Here is a 14,179-nt window from a genome sequence, read left to right on the forward strand (position 1 = left end):
GAAACGACTGAGGAGGATGACATGGATCTTGCTTCGATATTGGCCCAAATCATCGGCGGTGCGGTTGGCGGCACGGCCGGCGGAAAGATACTGAAGGATTCCGACCTTGGCTCGCTCGGCAATCTGATCGCGGGTGCCATCGGCGGCATCGGCGGCGGAACGGTGCTGGGATCGCTGCTCGGAGCGGCGGGAAATGCCGCGGCCGGCGGCGTGGATATCGGCGCTCTTGCCGGTCAGCTCGTGGGCGGCGGCGTCGGCGGTCTGATCGTGCAGATCATCGTCGGCCTGATCAAGAACAAGCTCGTCGCGAAATAGGGTCTTTCAGCGGCGATCGGGATGAAATGATAAATCTTGCCGGAGGAGTAACGTCGTTCGGCAAGCCATCTTGATTGACGTTCGAATGATTGTGCAAAATCGGGCTCGGTTTTGCGAATGGCTGTGGCTTTGGCCAGAACGGTAAGACCGCCTGTTGTGGATTGCCGGGTAAATGGCGTTGCATGCGGCCTACGGTACGGACACCTTGTCAGCCGGTGTGTCTGGCGACGGGCGCATGGGGCGTCTTGTTCCAGACAAAGGGCCTGGTTTTCAGTTCGACCACCGCGCGCCAGGCTGCGACGGACAGAAGCAGCCAATAGACCGGAATGGCGATCCAGCGCCGTCCGACCTGTTTCCTTTCAAAGGCTATCATCCGGTTTCGGCCCATCAGCGCGAAGATCGCATAGCTTCCGACAATATTCAGCATGTCCATGAAAAACAGGATGCCCTGCCAGGAAAACAGCAGGTCGGCGCCGCTTTCCCGCGCCGCCACGACCATGAATATCAGGGAAACGAAGAGCAGGGGATGGGTGAGGGATGAAAGAAGCATGCCGCCGATCAGGAGTTGAAAGACGATATAGGAAATCCAACCCATGTGGCGGGCCGTGGTCACGGGGGCGCGGGTCATCACCAGCCAGCTTTGCAGCCAGCCCTTGTACCAGCGTGCACGCTGGTTCAGCCAGACGGGTAGCGAAGTCGGCGCATCCTCGAGCGTGTGCCGACGGATGACCCCGCAGCGATAGCCGAGCCTGTGCAGCCTCAGGCCAATATCGGCGTCTTCCGTCACATTATAGGGGTCCCATGCGCCGATGCGGCGCAGCACGGCGGTACGGAAATGGTTGGACGTGCCGCCAAGCGGCAGCGGCAGCCTGTGCGCAGCAAGAACAGGCAACATGCCGCGGAAGAGGCCCGAATATTCCAGCGCGAAACAGGCGCTGAGCCAGGAGGAGCGCGCATTGCTGATGATAAGTGGCGCCTGCAGGCACGCCACATCATCCGGTTTTTCCCGAAATGCGGCATAGGCTTCGCGCAATTGCTGCGGATGCGGACGATCCTCCGCATCGTAGATGGCAAGAAACGCACCGCGTGCCCCGGCAAGCGCATAGGTCAGCGCCTTGGGCTTGGTGCGGGGCAGGGAGGGCGGCACGCTCACGATCTCGATATGCGGACCGGGGTTCATCCGCTGGATGGCTTCGATCGTCGCGTCATCCTCCGCTTCGCAGACGAGCTTGATGTCGAGCCGGGATTTTGGCCAGTCCAGTCGCTCCAGCGCGCCGATGAGCTGCCCGACGACCGCCTCTTCGCGATAGAGCGCCACCAGAACGGTATAGACGGGCAGATTTCCATCCGGTTCGAGAACCGGGACGGTTTCCGCGTCATTGTCCTCCGGCGTCCGCATCAGTACAAACAGCCTAAACAGCAGGGTGAAGAGGTAAAGCAGCGTCAGCGAGACATGAAGGACGGCCAGGGCCGCCTGCGTATAAGACAGCAGCGATAGAGTGAGCAGGGTGATGGCGACGCCGCTGTAGAAGCCCTGATGGCCGTGCAGCGTGATCCGGGCGGAATGGTGCGGCGCGGTGTTGAAAAGCTGCTGACGCGCCTGCTGGCAACGGCGCGTTTCGCCGGCCTTCCAGATCGCGCTGCGCATGGCCTGCGGTGTCGTCACGGCAAGCTCGTCTTGAAGGTCCGGATGCCGATCAAGCATGTCTTTCAGCAATTCCATCCGTGCCAGCTCCGGCACGATCAGAAGCGTCGGTTTGCCGTTGCGTGCTGTCAGCCGCAAGAACCGCGGCTCGGCCAACTGGCTATCCAGCTGGTGGATGTCCGTCACCCGTTCGGGATCGATGTCCGAAAGAAATGGCAGCCGCAGAAATCTGGCGAAGGCGCCGAAATATGCATCCGTCGCCACGAGGCCGCTTGCCAGCAATTCGTCTTCCGTGGTCGAGCCGTTTTCGAGTGCCCGCTGTTCGAATGTGTCGATATAGGGTTTGCCGAACCCCAGCGAGGAGAGAAAACGGGCTTGTCCGGTTTGATCGCCGTCGGGCGTGGCCCATGGAGAATTTTCACCGGCGGGTGAAAATGCAATTTTTCGGCCTGCCGGCGTCGTGCGAAACGATTCTCGTGTATAATGCCTAAAACAGTCCATGCATCGCCGCCGCCGTCATGGTAACGCCCCACTTCCTGTCACGGATAGTATAGATGAGAATGACGAATGTAACGCGAAATATAGGTCTTGGATTTACTTTAGCTTTCGCTTTACAATTTGTTGGTTTTTCGGGGAAGGCGCACGCGGAAGGCCTTTCGGACGGCAACCGCATGCCGGTGTTGTTCGATGCTCAGGAGCGTTTTCCCGGCGGCGATCTTTCTTCCGTCCCCCGCATCAGGTTTCTGATGTCCGTCGATTTTCCGCCCTTCAATTTTACCGATCAGGAGGGCCGGCTTGCGGGCTTCCATGTCGATCTGGTCCGTGAAATCTGCGCCCAGTTAAAGATCGAGAGCAAATGCCAGGTGCAGGCGCTGCCGTTTGACGAACTGGAGGCCGCGCTGGAAATGGGGGAAGGCGAGGCGGTGATTTCCGGTCTTGCCACCACTGGCGACCTGCGCAAGAGCTTTACCTTTTCTCGACCCTATCTGCTGCTGCCCGCCCGCCTCGCGGTGAACAAGGCGGCAAAATTCACCGCATCGGGCGCTGATGCGCTTTCGGGAAGGAAAGTCGGCGTGGTTGCCGGTTCGCGCCACGAACAGATGCTGAAGGCGTTTTTTCCAAAGGCCGTGGCCGAGGGCTTCGATGGATACGAACCCATGTATGAATCCTTGAAGACAGGCAAGGTGGATGCCGTCTTCGCCGACGGTCTGCGCCTGCCCTTCTGGGTTTCGGGAAGCGCCTCGGAAGGCTGCTGCGCGCTGTTCGGTGGTCCTTACATGTCCGACAGGTTTCTCGGTGAAGGCCTTTCCATCATGGCGGTGGATCCGGACAATGTGCTGGTGCCGGCTTTCGACCAGGCTCTGGCGGCCATTTCCCGCAATGGCCGGCTGGAGGAAATCTACCGCCGTTATTTCCCCTACGGGCTGTATTAGGAAGTAACCTCGACCGGAACGGCGCCGACCAAGGCGTCCTACTTGGCCGGTGCAAAAATCTCTTCATTGCGCCGCAACCGCAAAAGAGCGATCCACACGGCGGCGGCAATGGCGGTTTCCACCAGGAAATAGCTGCCGATCGTGCCTGAAATGCTGAAGGACCAAGTGAAAAAGGCGACGATGACGGAGCCGATGAGATTGCCGCTGTTCCATATCTTGGCGCGAATATCCTGCCGTCCCGAGGCGCCGAGCGCCTCAAGCGCCGTGGCCGCAACCGCCATCGGCAACACGGCCCAGCAGAGCACGCGGGTGATGACAGGCAGCGAGACATATTCGTTGCCGAACAAAAGCGGCAGGAAGGGTGCGATGATGAAGATCGCGAGCGCGCTGCCGGTCGCGATGAAAAGCGCCGCCTTCAGCACATTATAGGCGCGTTCGATGGTCTTGCCGATGCCTTGCAGGGCGGCGGAGGCCGAGCCGGGATAGATCAGCCGGTTAAGCGCCTCGACGGAGAGATAGGAACTGTCGAGAATTCGCCGGGCGATGGAATAGCTGCCCAACACTTCGGCGCTGGCAATGGCGCCGAGCACGAGAATATCGGCATTGCCGCGCACGGCCTTGAACAGGAACTGGGTGGAAAACAGGATGCCGATGCGGATTTCCTCGCGAACGATCCGGAACACCGGCCTGCCGAGCCTGCTGATCGCCTTCACCGAGATGACGGCTGCAATGCTGTGGGCGGCAAGGTTCCACAAGGCCCAGGCCTCCACCGTTTCCACCTTGAAGACGAGGCAGGCGACCACGGCGGCAATGGTGCGGGCCACGGCGAACATCACTTCAAGCTTGTTGGCGGCGGCGAAATTGGAATGGGCGATGAAGCTTTGCGTGGAAAGCGAAATGACTTTCAGAAGAACGAGGTTGGTCACCAGGATCAGGAAGGTGGTGATCAATGTGTGCAGCAGGGTTTCCGAGGTGGGAAAAAACACCGGGATCGTGACCATGCCGATGATGGTCAGCACCACGCCGGTCGCCGCGCTCAGGAGATAGCTGTGACCAAGCATGACGGGAAACATGCTGCGATCCTGCGCCACACGGCGGATCAGCGATTCCTGCGAGCCGATGCCGCAGATCTGCACACCGAGATTGGTAACGGCCGTGATGGAGGCGTAGAGCGCGAATTGTTCGACGCCGAGATGGCGGGCAAGCAGGGCGAAGGTCAAAAGCTGGGCGGCGCTGGACATCAGCAGCGCCCCGCCGGATGCCATGTAGGTCAATCCCAGCCTGACTAGATGGCCGAACCGCGGCGTATTGAACGACACCTCATTCTCCATGTTTTCCGGCATTGCCGGGCGAATTCAAAAATAACTGCCCTGTTTTTAAAAATCTGGCGAAGCGGGAAAGTTGCAATCGGCCAATAATTTGAAAGCCCGCAACCCGAATGAATGGCAGTTTATCCTGTCTTATCCCTCTTGAGGTAAGAGAGGGTTAAAGCAATTGCATAATAGTGACGATAATGACTGTTTATGGTTATTTGGACATGGCCCGGTTTGAGACGGGTTTATTGTTCGTCACAAGGCAGGCCAATGATCCGTTTAACCATTTCCGGTGCAGGCGACCATGCCGCGTTTGGCTGATACGCAGCCCATATCTGCGCATGGTGGCGCCATGTCTCTTGCCGGCGGCCGTCGCGACGCGATTTTTTTCGTCGCCACCATGCTTTATATCTGGATTTCCGTAGCACCCTTTGAAAACCTTGCGGCCCCTCCTGTGCCGCATGCGGCCGCAAACCAGCTGACCGGGCTGGTGATTGCGCTGATCCTCGGTGTCTTCGCGCTGCGCCACCGGCTGACGGGGCTTCTGCTGCGGCCGCGCCTGCCCATCCTGCTGCTGTTTTTCTGGCTGGCGCTGTGTTCGGTGCTCGGTGCCGCGCCCGGCACGTCGCTGCAACGCCTGATCTTCACGGCGCTTTTATGCTTCATCACCAGCGTCCTCGTCGTCATGCCGCGGGACCGGCGGCAGTTTGACCGGATGATGGCCATTTTCGCCATCATCCTGCTGGCGCTCTGCTATTTCGGCGTGATCTTCCTGCGTTCGCGCGCCATCCATCAACCCTACGACCTCGATGAAAAGGCGCTTGCGGGTGACTGGCGTGGCATCTTCAATCACAAGAATGCTGCCGCTCCGGCCATGATCATTCTCTTCATGGTGGGGCTTTACCTGCGCAATGCCTGGTCCACGGTGGGCGGCATCGCGATCACGCTGCTGGCCGGCTTCTTCCTCTGGAAGACCAATGGAAAAACCGCCGCGATGCTCTTGCCCGTCACCATCGCGCTGATCTGGGTCATGGAGAGGCATGCCGGGCGGACATTGCTGATGATCGGTGGCCTTCTGGCTTTCCTCAACATCCTTGCCGTCGGCTCCACCTATTTTCCCAGCATACGGAACCTGGTCGAGAGCCTGGGCATCGATTCCACCTTCACCGGTCGAACGGATATATGGCGCCTGTCCTTCGACACCTTCGCGCAGTCGCCGATCTTCGGGCAGGGGTTTCAGGCTTTCTGGGCGAGCGACCGGCTCCTGTCGCAGGCCGATATTGCCGACACCTGGGCCGTCACAGCCTTCCATGCCCATAACGGCTATATTGAAAGCCTGCTGAATGGCGGGTTGCCGGCCTTCGTTCTCACCGTCATCTGGCTGGTCATCATCCCTGCAAACGATTTCCGCACAGCGGTGGACAGGGGGACCGACCCGGCACTGACCCGGCTTTTTGCACGAATTTGGGTGTATGCCCTGCTTTCTTCGTGTCTTGAGAGTAATTTCTTTACCGGAACGGGGCCTATCTGGTCTTCTCTTCTGATCGCAATCTATTGTTTGAGGCATCAGGCTTACGACATACTTGAACAGGGGCAGTAATTTGCAGACAGGCCGGGGGGCTATGGATGACGCAAAAAATCGGGACTTTCGCCGACCGGATCAATAACCGGCTGGTGCGGTATTTTCCGGGACCGGCAGCAAGGATCGCAGCATCCGAACCGATCGTGTCCTTTACATTCGACGATGTGCCGGCAAGCGCCTGGACAAAAGGCGCCCGCATTCTGGAAAATGAGGGCGCGCGCGGGACGTTCTACATTGCAGGCGTCTTTATCGACGGGCATGACGAACAGCAGGAGATGATTTCCTCCAAAGGTTGTTTCGAGCTTGGGGCGGCAGGCCACGAACTGGCCTGCCATACCTATTCCCATCGCAAATTGTCGAGTTTTTCGCGGCGCGGGCTCGAAGACGACCTCGACCGCAATGACAGCGCGCTCGGATCCTTCGGTGAAAAACGGCACAGGCGGAATTTTTCCATACCTTTCGGCATGGCTTCGCCCGTCATGCAGCCGTTGTTGCGGCGCAGGTTCAGGACAGCCCGCGGCATCATGCCCGGCATCAACCGGGGCAGCATCGATCCGCATCATCTTGCCGCCGTCGAATTGCGCTCGGATCAAAATTATCTCGACGCCGCCGACCGCTGGCTGGAGGATGTTTTGCAAAATGGCGGCTGGCTCATCATTTTCACCCATGATGTTGCGGCTGCGCCGAGCTTTTACGGTTGCCCCGAGGACAGGTTCCAGAGGCTCGTCCGCAGGGCGACATCAGGCGGCGCGAAAGTCATGACGGTGGACGCCGCCGCCACGGCGCTCGGTCTTTAAGGAGCATCGGCAGCGGGGCACTCCGTGCCCCGGGCCGGCGCGGATGTACGGCCGTCGCTGGCCTTATTGGCTGGCCCAGATGATGCGGGCTATCCATTCCACATCGGCCATGTCGAAGCTGCGGTTCGGATGCTCGGGGTTGAGCGACAGAAGCTCGATATTCCTGGGGCTCTGCCGTGCCAGCACCTTGGCCATCACTTCGCCGTCGCGGCTTTTCAGCACCACGCGGTCGCCGCGCCGTACCTGCGCGCCGGGTTCCACGATGAGGATGTCGCCGTCGCGGTAAAGCGGCATCATGCTCTCGCCCTGCACTTCGAGCGCGTAGACGCCCTGCCGGCGTTCGGGAGAGGAGGGAAACTCCACCACATCCCAACCCTGGCCCGCCGGAAAACCGCCATCGTCGAAAAACCCGCCGGAACCGGCCTGGGCGAAACCGAGCAGCGGGATGGCGTTGTCGGCACCGGAGGGCTGCCTTGCCTGCGCCTTGCCGAAAGCATAGCCGAAAAACTGGTCGACGCTTGCCCCCGTCGCCTCCAGAACCTTGGAGACGGATTCCGTCGAGGGCCAGCGCTTACGGCCGTCCGGACCGAAGCGTTTCGATTTATTGAAGGAGGTCGGGTCGAGACCGGCGCGCTTCGCCAGGGCCGAAGGCGTGAGCTGGTGGCGTTCGGCAAGCGTATCGATGGCGCTCCAGATCGTCTCGTGTGAAAGCATGATAGAAAGCCCGCAAATGGAGCCGCTAGCGGAAAGCTCCTGTCGTTACTGACCGGAATCTAGACCATATCCGGCCAGGAGTAAAGAAAGGAAAGGAATAAAATCCTCGCCTAGGCGACCATGGCCGCCGTATTTATCTTGGCGAGCTGGATCACCGCCTGCGTGCGGCTGTCGACCTTGAGTTTCAGCAGGATCGCCGAGACATGCGCCTTGATGGTGGCTTCCGAAACATTGAGCTCATAGGCGATCTGCTTGTTCAGCAGGCCTTCGGCCAGCATGCCGAGAACCCGGCTTTGCTGCGGCGTCAGTGTTCTCAGCCGGCCGATGAGATCGGCCACATCCGGATCCTGTTCCTTTTCGCCGTGATGACCCGCCGGTATCCAGACGTCGCCTTCGAGAACCGCGCGGATGCCATCGCGAATGTCGTCGATGCCCGAGGATTTGGAAATAAAACCGGAAGCGCCCAGTTCGATGGCCCGGCGAATGGTGGTCGCATCGTCCGTCGCCGAAACGATGACGATCGGCAGGCTGGAAAATTCCGCCCTCAGCGCCATCAGGCCGGAAAATCCGCTGACCCCCGGCATTGCGAGATCGAGAAGCATCAGATCGGCATCGTTATGCGCCGTTGCAGCCCCCCGGGCTGCCTCGAAATCTCCCGCTTCCACGATGGTCTGCTGCCCGTCGAGACCGGAGACGGCCTGCTTGAGGGCGCCGCGAAAAAGCGGGTGATCGTCTGCAATGATAATGACAAGTTCCGACATTCTGGCCCCCTCCCAAGGGCGTTATGCGGTTCTTTCGCGGATCTGTAGTACTCCCTTTGCCGGAGATCGAAACACGTCCGGCTCCCCCGTCAAAGGTTGCGCCAATCGGTTCCGCATTACAAGGAAAAGCTTGTGGACAGGTGGCCTTTCAGGTCCGCCGCAATAAAAATGCGGTGGAAACTGTGGACAATCTTCAAGCTTTGCGGCAAATCCCGCTGAGTGGAAAGCCTTGGAGAGCCCTATGCAGGAAACGCCCGCGATCATCTATAAAATCGTGCCGGAGACGTTGTGGCATGCGGCCCGGGCGAAAGGCGTGTTCGAGGGGGCGGCCATCGACCTGACCGACGGCTTCATTCATTTTTCCACGGCAAAACAGGTGGCGGAGACCGCCGCACGGCATTTTTCCGGCCAGGTCGATCTGCTTCTGATTGCGGTTGACGGCGCCGCTCTTGGTGACAGGCTGATCTATGAAGCCTCAAGAGGCGGCGATCTTTTCCCGCATCTTTATGCCCCGCTTCCCCTGAGTGCGGTGCTTTGGGAAACGCCGCTTTCACTTGATCATGATGGCCAGCACCAGTTTCCGGAGATTTTATGATGAGCGGATTATTTTCCTCTGTCGGCCGCAAGGGCCTGTTTCTCATCGATCCGGAAAAGGCGCACGGGCTCTCCGTTGCGGCGCTGAAAAGCGGCTTCCTGCCCACTTGCATGGTGCCGCATGATCCGCGCCTGCAGCAGACGATTGCCGGTCTCGTCTTCCCCAATCCGCTCGGCATGGCGGCAGGTTATGACAAAAATGCCGAAGTGCCGGGACCGCTCCTGAGGCTCGGTTTCGGCTTTACCGAAATCGGCACCGTCACGCCGAAGGCGCAATCTGGCAATCCCAGGCCGCGCATCTTCCGTCTGGTCGAGGATGAAGGCGTCATCAATCGCCTCGGTTTTAACAATGAAGGCCATGCCGCCGCATTGGAGCGCCTGAGGCAGGCGGGCCTGCGCGGCATCGTCGGCGTCAATATCGGCGCCAACAAGGATAGCGACGACCGCATCGCCGATTATGTGCAGGGCATCGAGGCGTTTTATTCGGTCGCGTCCTATTTCACCGTCAATATTTCCTCGCCCAACACGCCCGGCCTGCGTGACCTGCAGGCGCGCGAAAGCCTTGCCGCGCTGCTGTCGGCCGTGCTGGAGCGCCGGAAGGTGGAGGCCGAGCGTTTCGGCAAACGCATCCCGGTCTTCCTCAAGATCGCGCCCGATCTGACCGAGGAGGGGCTGGACGACGTTGCCGAAGAGGCGCTTGCCCATGATCTCGATGGCCTGATTGTTTCGAACACCACGCTCTCTCGCGAAGGCCTGCGGCCCGGCCCGCACAAGGGAGAGGCTGGCGGTCTCTCGGGCAAGCCGCTGTTTGAGCTTTCCACCGCGGTTCTCGCCAAGATGCGCCGCCGCGTCGGCGCCAACCTGCCGATCATCGGCGTCGGCGGTGTGTCATCTGCGGAAACGGCTTTGGAAAAGGTGAGGGCAGGGGCCGATCTCGTGCAGCTCTATTCCTGCATGGTTTATGAAGGCCCCGGCCTGCCCTCGGCCATCGTCAAGGGCCTGTCGAAGCTGATCGCCCGTGAGGGCGTGGCGTCGATCCGTGATCTGCGTGACAGCGCGGTGGACCGCTGGGCCGATCGCAAGCTCGGCTGAATATGGCCTGACGGGCAGACGCCTTCGTAATTAAGGGGAACCTTCTCGTGGTTCCCGTCGAGTTAACCTCAGGCGCAGAGCACCATTGCCCAATAGGGCCGGTTGCGGCTGGCCGCGTCATAGGCGACCGCGACGCCGAGGCCGTTATAAGGCCCCAGCATGTTTTCGAGATGGTGTTGCGAACCGATCCACGCCTTCACCACCCGCTCGACGCTGTCTTGACCGGCGGCCACGTTTTCCGCCGCCGGCAGCGGTACATTGCCGTCCTTCATGCGGATGAGGAAGCTGTCGGTGAGGCCGATCAGATGCGCCATCTTCTGTGCCTTGACCATGCGGCCGGCCTGATAGGCGGCCGCTCCGCTGGCCGCATTATTGATGGAAAGCGGTGAAAGCCCCTTCGAACGGCGCAGGTCGTTGACCATCGGAAGCGCTGCCGCCGTCTCATCGCGGGTGCCGGCCGGCATGCCCTTGTTGGTGGGCATGGAAACGCAGGCGGAAAGAACGGAACCGGCGGAAATCAGCACGAAGCCGCGCCGGGTGAGCGTCTGAAGCGAAGTGTCGGTCATATCAGCGGCGGTAGCTCAGCAGGCGCAGGATGATGAAGACGGGAATGACGATCGTGGCTCCGAGGATCAGATAGTCGCCGATGGCGCCCAGCGCATGGAAACCGCTGCGCCACAGGTCGACCACGAAATCGCGCGCGCCGTAAATGATGTTCCACGGCGTCAATCCGAAGATCGCCATCAGAAAGCCGACGAGCAATGAAACGACGAGCAGCTTCACCACGGTGCGGGCCACCGTATCACCCAGCATTTTGTTGACCTCACCGGCCATCAGCAAGTCTCCTGTTTTGTCCTGACATATGGGGCGCATCGCTTCGATGCAAGTTTTCGCGCACTATATCGCGCCATATCAGCCAATTCCACGCGGGTGCCATGAAATAGGACTTGAGTTTTTTTATGGCTTGATAAATGACAGCCGACATCTTCTCAGGAAATCATGAATGGCCCCAAACCAGTTTTCTTCCGGTGACGTCATTGCCGACCGTCGGGCGGACTATGCCCGCATGTTGGCGGAGGGCGGTGACTATCCCGCCGCCGCCGAACTTATGGAACAGGCGCTTGAACTTGCGCCACGGTGGACGGCGGGCTGGTTTCGCTTCGGGGAATATCACGAAAAGGCGGGGGAGACCGCGAGAGCCGTGGCGGCCTACGGGAAAGTTGCCGAACTGGACGGAGAAGGGCTGTTTGCGGCCGAGCTGAAGCTTGCGGTTCTTGGCGCCGCGGAAACACCGGAACAGCCGCCGAGCCGCTACGTGGAAGGGCTGTTCGACGATTATGCCGACCGTTTCGAAACCTCTCTCGTCGAGAAGCTGGATTACAGCGTGCCGCAAAAACTGGCGGAACTGATCGGCGGGCGAGCGAAAGGCGGCGTCTTCGACACCATCGTCGATATCGGCTGCGGCACCGGTCTGCTTGGCGTCGAAATTCGCTCCCTTGCACAACGGCTCGAGGGTTTTGATATCTCCCAGAACATGCTGGCCAAGGCGGAGGAAAAAGGTCTTTACGACCATCTCGGCCACGCCGATCTTTCGCTGGAAGCAGAGGCGTCGGGGCTCTTTAGCCCGGTACTCACGCAGCACCGCGCCGATCTCGTCGCTGCTGCCGATGTGATGATGTATCTCGGCAGCCTCGAAACCGTCATGCCGCTCGTTTCCGCCGTGCTCAAGCCATCGGGCTTTTTTGCCTTCTCGGTGGAGGATGCAGGGGATGGGGAGGGGTTCGTCCTGCGGGAATCCCTGCGTTATGCGCATTCCAAAAACTATGTGAGCGCGCTTCTTGGCCGGTCGGGCTTTTCCCTTCTGGAAATCCGCAAAACCACCATTCGCAAGGATGCCGGAAAACCCCTTTCCGGCATTCTCTTTCTTGCCCGCGCCACGGCCTGAACATTCCGTTTCTTGCCTTTTTTACGATAGGTCAGCCTTGCTTACTTATCCATCTTGATCGCTCGTTTTTTGCAGTGCAAAATATGCGGGCGATCCGAGGGAAAAAGCGTGAGCAGAACGAGAAGCGTTTACGGCATGTGGAGTTCCGATCCGGCCAAACATGCGCCGGTGGAGGACGTGCAGGGCATCGTCACCGGTGCCATCGTCTCGGCGCTCGGCTTTTATCTCCTGAACAAGGTCGGCCTTTTGACCGGGGGCACCGCCGGCGTCGCCTTTCTCCTGCATTATGCCTTCGGCATCAGCTTCGGCCTGCTGTTCTTCCTCGTCAATCTGCCGTTTTATTACCTGTCCTTCCGTCGCCTCGGCCTTGCCTTCTCCTTCAAGACCTTCATCGCCATCGGCCTCGTGTCAGTGCTGACGGAGGTGGAGGCGCGCTGGATGGTCATCGACAGCATCAACCCGCTGTGGGCGGCGCTGCTCGGCGGTCTGCTTCTGGGTTACGGGTTGCTGGCGCTTTATCGCCACCGCGCCAGCCTTGGCGGAATCGGCATTCTGGCGATCTATATTCAGGACCGTTTCGGCATCCGCGCCGGCCTTATCCAGCTGGCCTTTGACGCGCTTGTCATGCTCTGCGCCTTTCTCGTCATCGATCCGGTCACCGTCGTTTATTCGATCGTCGGTGCTTTCGTTCTCAACATGTTTCTCGCCATCAATCACCGTTCGGACAGATACATCGTCGTGCGCTGAGCGGAGGGTGCTTGAAATCCAGGGTGCTTGGGCGCAATAGCTGGGCAAGGGCTAAACGTCAGGGGAAAAGGGTATGGACGATACGACCGCGCGCAGGCGCCTGAACCTCTGGGCCTCCGCGCCGGATCGTCATTCGCTGCTGGAGGACGCGCAGGGCGTTCTGGCGGGAAGCATGCTGGTGTCGCTCGGCGTCACCCTGTTTTCGGCCGCAGGCCTCCTGACCGGCGGCACGGTCGGCCTGGCGTTTCTCGCGCATTACGGCAGCGGCCTGAGTTTCGGTTCGGTCTTCTTCCTCGTCAATCTGCCGTTTTATTATCTCGCCTTCCGCCGCCTCGGCCTCGCCTTCACGGTCAAGACCTTCTGCGCCATCGCCATGACGGCGCTGCTGTCGGAATACATGCCCGGCTTTTTCGCCTTCGAGAGTATCAATCCTGTCGCCGCCGCCCTTTTCGGCGGCTTGACGGTTGCGGCCGGCATGCTGGCGCTGTTTCGCCACCGCACCAGCCTCGGTGGTTTCGGCATATTGGCGCTTTACCTGCAGGATCGTTTCGGCTGGCGCGCCGGCCTCGTGCAACTCGCCTTTGATGGCATGGTACTGGCCTGCTCGTTCTTCGTGGCCACGCCTTTCGTCATCCTTTGCTCGATCCTCGGCGCATTGGTCATGAACCTCACCCTTGCCATCAATCACCGGAACGACCGCTATATCGCCATATAGCGGCCGCCCGGTTTCGGCTGGGGACTTCAGGCCGCTTTCGCCGCCGCATCCACCGGATGCTGCGAACGGAAACCGACGGCGATGCGGTTCCAGGTGTTGATCGTGCCGATGGCGACCGTGATCTTGACGATGTCCTTATCGGAGAAATGCGCCTTCAGGGTCTCGAAAGCGTCATCCGGAGCACCGGTTTCGGCAATCTTCGTCACGGCGTCCACCCAGCCGAGCAGCGCCCGTTCCTGCTCGGTGTAGACGGGAGATTCCCGCCAGACGCTCATCAGGTTGATCCATTGTTCGGAAAGCCCGTCATGGCGGCTTTCCTTCACATGCATGTCCACGCAGAAGGCGCAGCCATTGATGATCGAGGCGCGCAGCTTGATGAGGTGAACGAAACGATGCTCAAGCCCACTGCTCTGGACATAGTTTTCCAGGGCCATCACGGCCTTGAAGGCCTCCGGCGAGGCCTTGGCGTAGTTGAGACGGGTTTTCATCGGATTCTCCTTTTGTCAGGTTCGTTTCAAGTCATGGG

16 protein-coding genes are annotated in these 14,179 nt (G+C 60.0%); 9 read left to right on the forward strand and 7 right to left on the reverse strand.

Annotation, left to right across the window (positions count from 1 at the left end; translation table 11 throughout):
• The first annotated feature begins 21 nt into the window (after positions 1 to 21).
• The gene (locus ACI2KA_RS04360) at positions 22 to 315 is read left to right on the forward strand and encodes a hypothetical protein (protein ID WP_065114785.1); all 294 of its coding nucleotides are present in this window, start codon (positions 22 to 24) and stop codon (positions 313 to 315) included.
• 208 nt (positions 316 to 523) lie between these two features.
• Here ACI2KA_RS04360 and ACI2KA_RS04365 read toward each other — a convergent pair whose 3' ends face one another.
• On the reverse strand, positions 524 to 2,461 hold the full coding sequence (locus ACI2KA_RS04365; RefSeq protein WP_404499550.1) for a glycosyltransferase family 2 protein: 1,938 nt from the start codon (positions 2,459 to 2,461) through the stop codon (positions 524 to 526).
• Between the two features lie 170 nt (positions 2,462 to 2,631).
• Between ACI2KA_RS04365 and ACI2KA_RS04370 the strand changes: the two genes are divergently transcribed.
• Positions 2,632 to 3,393, forward strand: a complete 762-nt coding sequence (locus ACI2KA_RS04370) for a transporter substrate-binding domain-containing protein (RefSeq protein WP_404499552.1) — start codon at positions 2,632 to 2,634, stop codon at positions 3,391 to 3,393.
• A 38-nt stretch (positions 3,394 to 3,431) separates the two neighbouring features.
• Here ACI2KA_RS04370 and uppX read toward each other — a convergent pair whose 3' ends face one another.
• Positions 3,432 to 4,724: a Wzx-type polysaccharide biosynthesis protein UppX gene (uppX, locus tag ACI2KA_RS04375; protein ID WP_404499554.1), complete on the reverse strand. Its 1,293-nt coding sequence runs from the start codon at positions 4,722 to 4,724 to the stop codon at positions 3,432 to 3,434.
• 286 nt (positions 4,725 to 5,010) lie between these two features.
• Here uppX and uppY point away from each other — a divergent pair, with 286 nt between their 5' ends.
• Together uppY and ACI2KA_RS04385 are read left to right on the forward strand one after the other, a co-directional pair.
• Positions 5,011 to 6,306, forward strand: coding sequence for a Wzy-type polysaccharide biosynthesis protein UppY (uppY, locus tag ACI2KA_RS04380; protein WP_404499556.1), 1,296 nt, complete (start codon positions 5,011 to 5,013; stop codon positions 6,304 to 6,306).
• Positions 6,307 to 6,332: 26 nt separating this feature from the next.
• Positions 6,333 to 7,085, forward strand: a complete 753-nt coding sequence (locus ACI2KA_RS04385; RefSeq protein WP_404499558.1) for a polysaccharide deacetylase family protein — start codon at positions 6,333 to 6,335, stop codon at positions 7,083 to 7,085.
• 63 nt (positions 7,086 to 7,148) lie between these two features.
• Here ACI2KA_RS04385 and ACI2KA_RS04390 read toward each other — a convergent pair whose 3' ends face one another.
• Together ACI2KA_RS04390 and ACI2KA_RS04395 are read right to left on the reverse strand one after the other, a co-directional pair.
• Complete coding sequence (locus tag ACI2KA_RS04390; protein WP_404499560.1) at positions 7,149 to 7,799, reverse strand: helix-turn-helix transcriptional regulator; 651 nt, start codon at positions 7,797 to 7,799, stop codon at positions 7,149 to 7,151.
• Positions 7,800 to 7,909: 110 nt separating this feature from the next.
• Positions 7,910 to 8,560 carry a response regulator gene (locus ACI2KA_RS04395; protein WP_404499562.1) on the reverse strand — a complete coding sequence of 217 codons (651 nt, stop codon included), beginning with the start codon at positions 8,558 to 8,560 and terminating at the stop codon, positions 7,910 to 7,912.
• Positions 8,561 to 8,801: 241 nt separating this feature from the next.
• Between ACI2KA_RS04395 and ACI2KA_RS04400 the strand changes: the two genes are divergently transcribed.
• Positions 8,802 to 9,155, forward strand: coding sequence for a DUF952 domain-containing protein (locus ACI2KA_RS04400; protein ID WP_404499564.1), 354 nt, complete (start codon positions 8,802 to 8,804; stop codon positions 9,153 to 9,155).
• Entirely contained in the window at positions 9,155 to 10,246 is a 1,092-nt protein-coding gene (locus ACI2KA_RS04405; RefSeq protein ID WP_404499566.1) for a quinone-dependent dihydroorotate dehydrogenase, read from the forward strand. The genes ACI2KA_RS04400 and ACI2KA_RS04405 overlap by 1 nt, the downstream gene beginning before the upstream one ends.
• A 68-nt stretch (positions 10,247 to 10,314) precedes the next feature.
• Here ACI2KA_RS04405 and ACI2KA_RS04410 read toward each other — a convergent pair whose 3' ends face one another.
• Both ACI2KA_RS04410 and ACI2KA_RS04415 read right to left on the reverse strand, forming a co-directional pair.
• A complete protein-coding gene (locus ACI2KA_RS04410) occupies positions 10,315 to 10,812 on the reverse strand; it encodes a CAP domain-containing protein (protein WP_404499568.1) in 498 nt (165 codons plus the stop codon).
• A 1-nt stretch (position 10,813) separates the two neighbouring features.
• The gene (locus ACI2KA_RS04415; protein WP_003493739.1) at positions 10,814 to 11,080 is read right to left on the reverse strand and encodes a DUF6460 domain-containing protein; all 267 of its coding nucleotides are present in this window, start codon (positions 11,078 to 11,080) and stop codon (positions 10,814 to 10,816) included.
• A 169-nt stretch (positions 11,081 to 11,249) separates the two neighbouring features.
• Between ACI2KA_RS04415 and ACI2KA_RS04420 the strand changes: the two genes are divergently transcribed.
• The 3 genes from ACI2KA_RS04420 to ACI2KA_RS04430 all read left to right on the forward strand — a co-directional run bounded on the left by ACI2KA_RS04420 (position 11,250) and on the right by ACI2KA_RS04430 (position 13,653).
• A complete protein-coding gene (locus ACI2KA_RS04420) occupies positions 11,250 to 12,191 on the forward strand; it encodes a methyltransferase domain-containing protein (RefSeq protein WP_404499570.1) in 942 nt (313 codons plus the stop codon).
• A gap of 108 nt (positions 12,192 to 12,299) precedes the next feature.
• The gene (locus ACI2KA_RS04425) at positions 12,300 to 12,938 is read left to right on the forward strand and encodes a YitT family protein (protein WP_404499572.1); all 639 of its coding nucleotides are present in this window, start codon (positions 12,300 to 12,302) and stop codon (positions 12,936 to 12,938) included.
• 73 nt (positions 12,939 to 13,011) lie between these two features.
• Complete coding sequence (locus ACI2KA_RS04430) at positions 13,012 to 13,653, forward strand: YitT family protein (RefSeq protein WP_404499574.1); 642 nt, start codon at positions 13,012 to 13,014, stop codon at positions 13,651 to 13,653.
• Positions 13,654 to 13,679: 26 nt separating this feature from the next.
• On the opposite strand, the gene ACI2KA_RS04435 is transcribed toward ACI2KA_RS04430, so the two are convergent.
• Complete coding sequence (locus tag ACI2KA_RS04435; protein ID WP_404499576.1) at positions 13,680 to 14,141, reverse strand: carboxymuconolactone decarboxylase family protein; 462 nt, start codon at positions 14,139 to 14,141, stop codon at positions 13,680 to 13,682.
• Between the last annotated feature and the right edge of the window lie 38 nt (positions 14,142 to 14,179).

The sequence above is a fragment of the Agrobacterium sp. NPDC089420 genome, assembly GCF_044900305.1.
In the GTDB taxonomy this organism is placed as follows: Bacteria; Pseudomonadota; Alphaproteobacteria; order Rhizobiales; family Rhizobiaceae; genus Agrobacterium.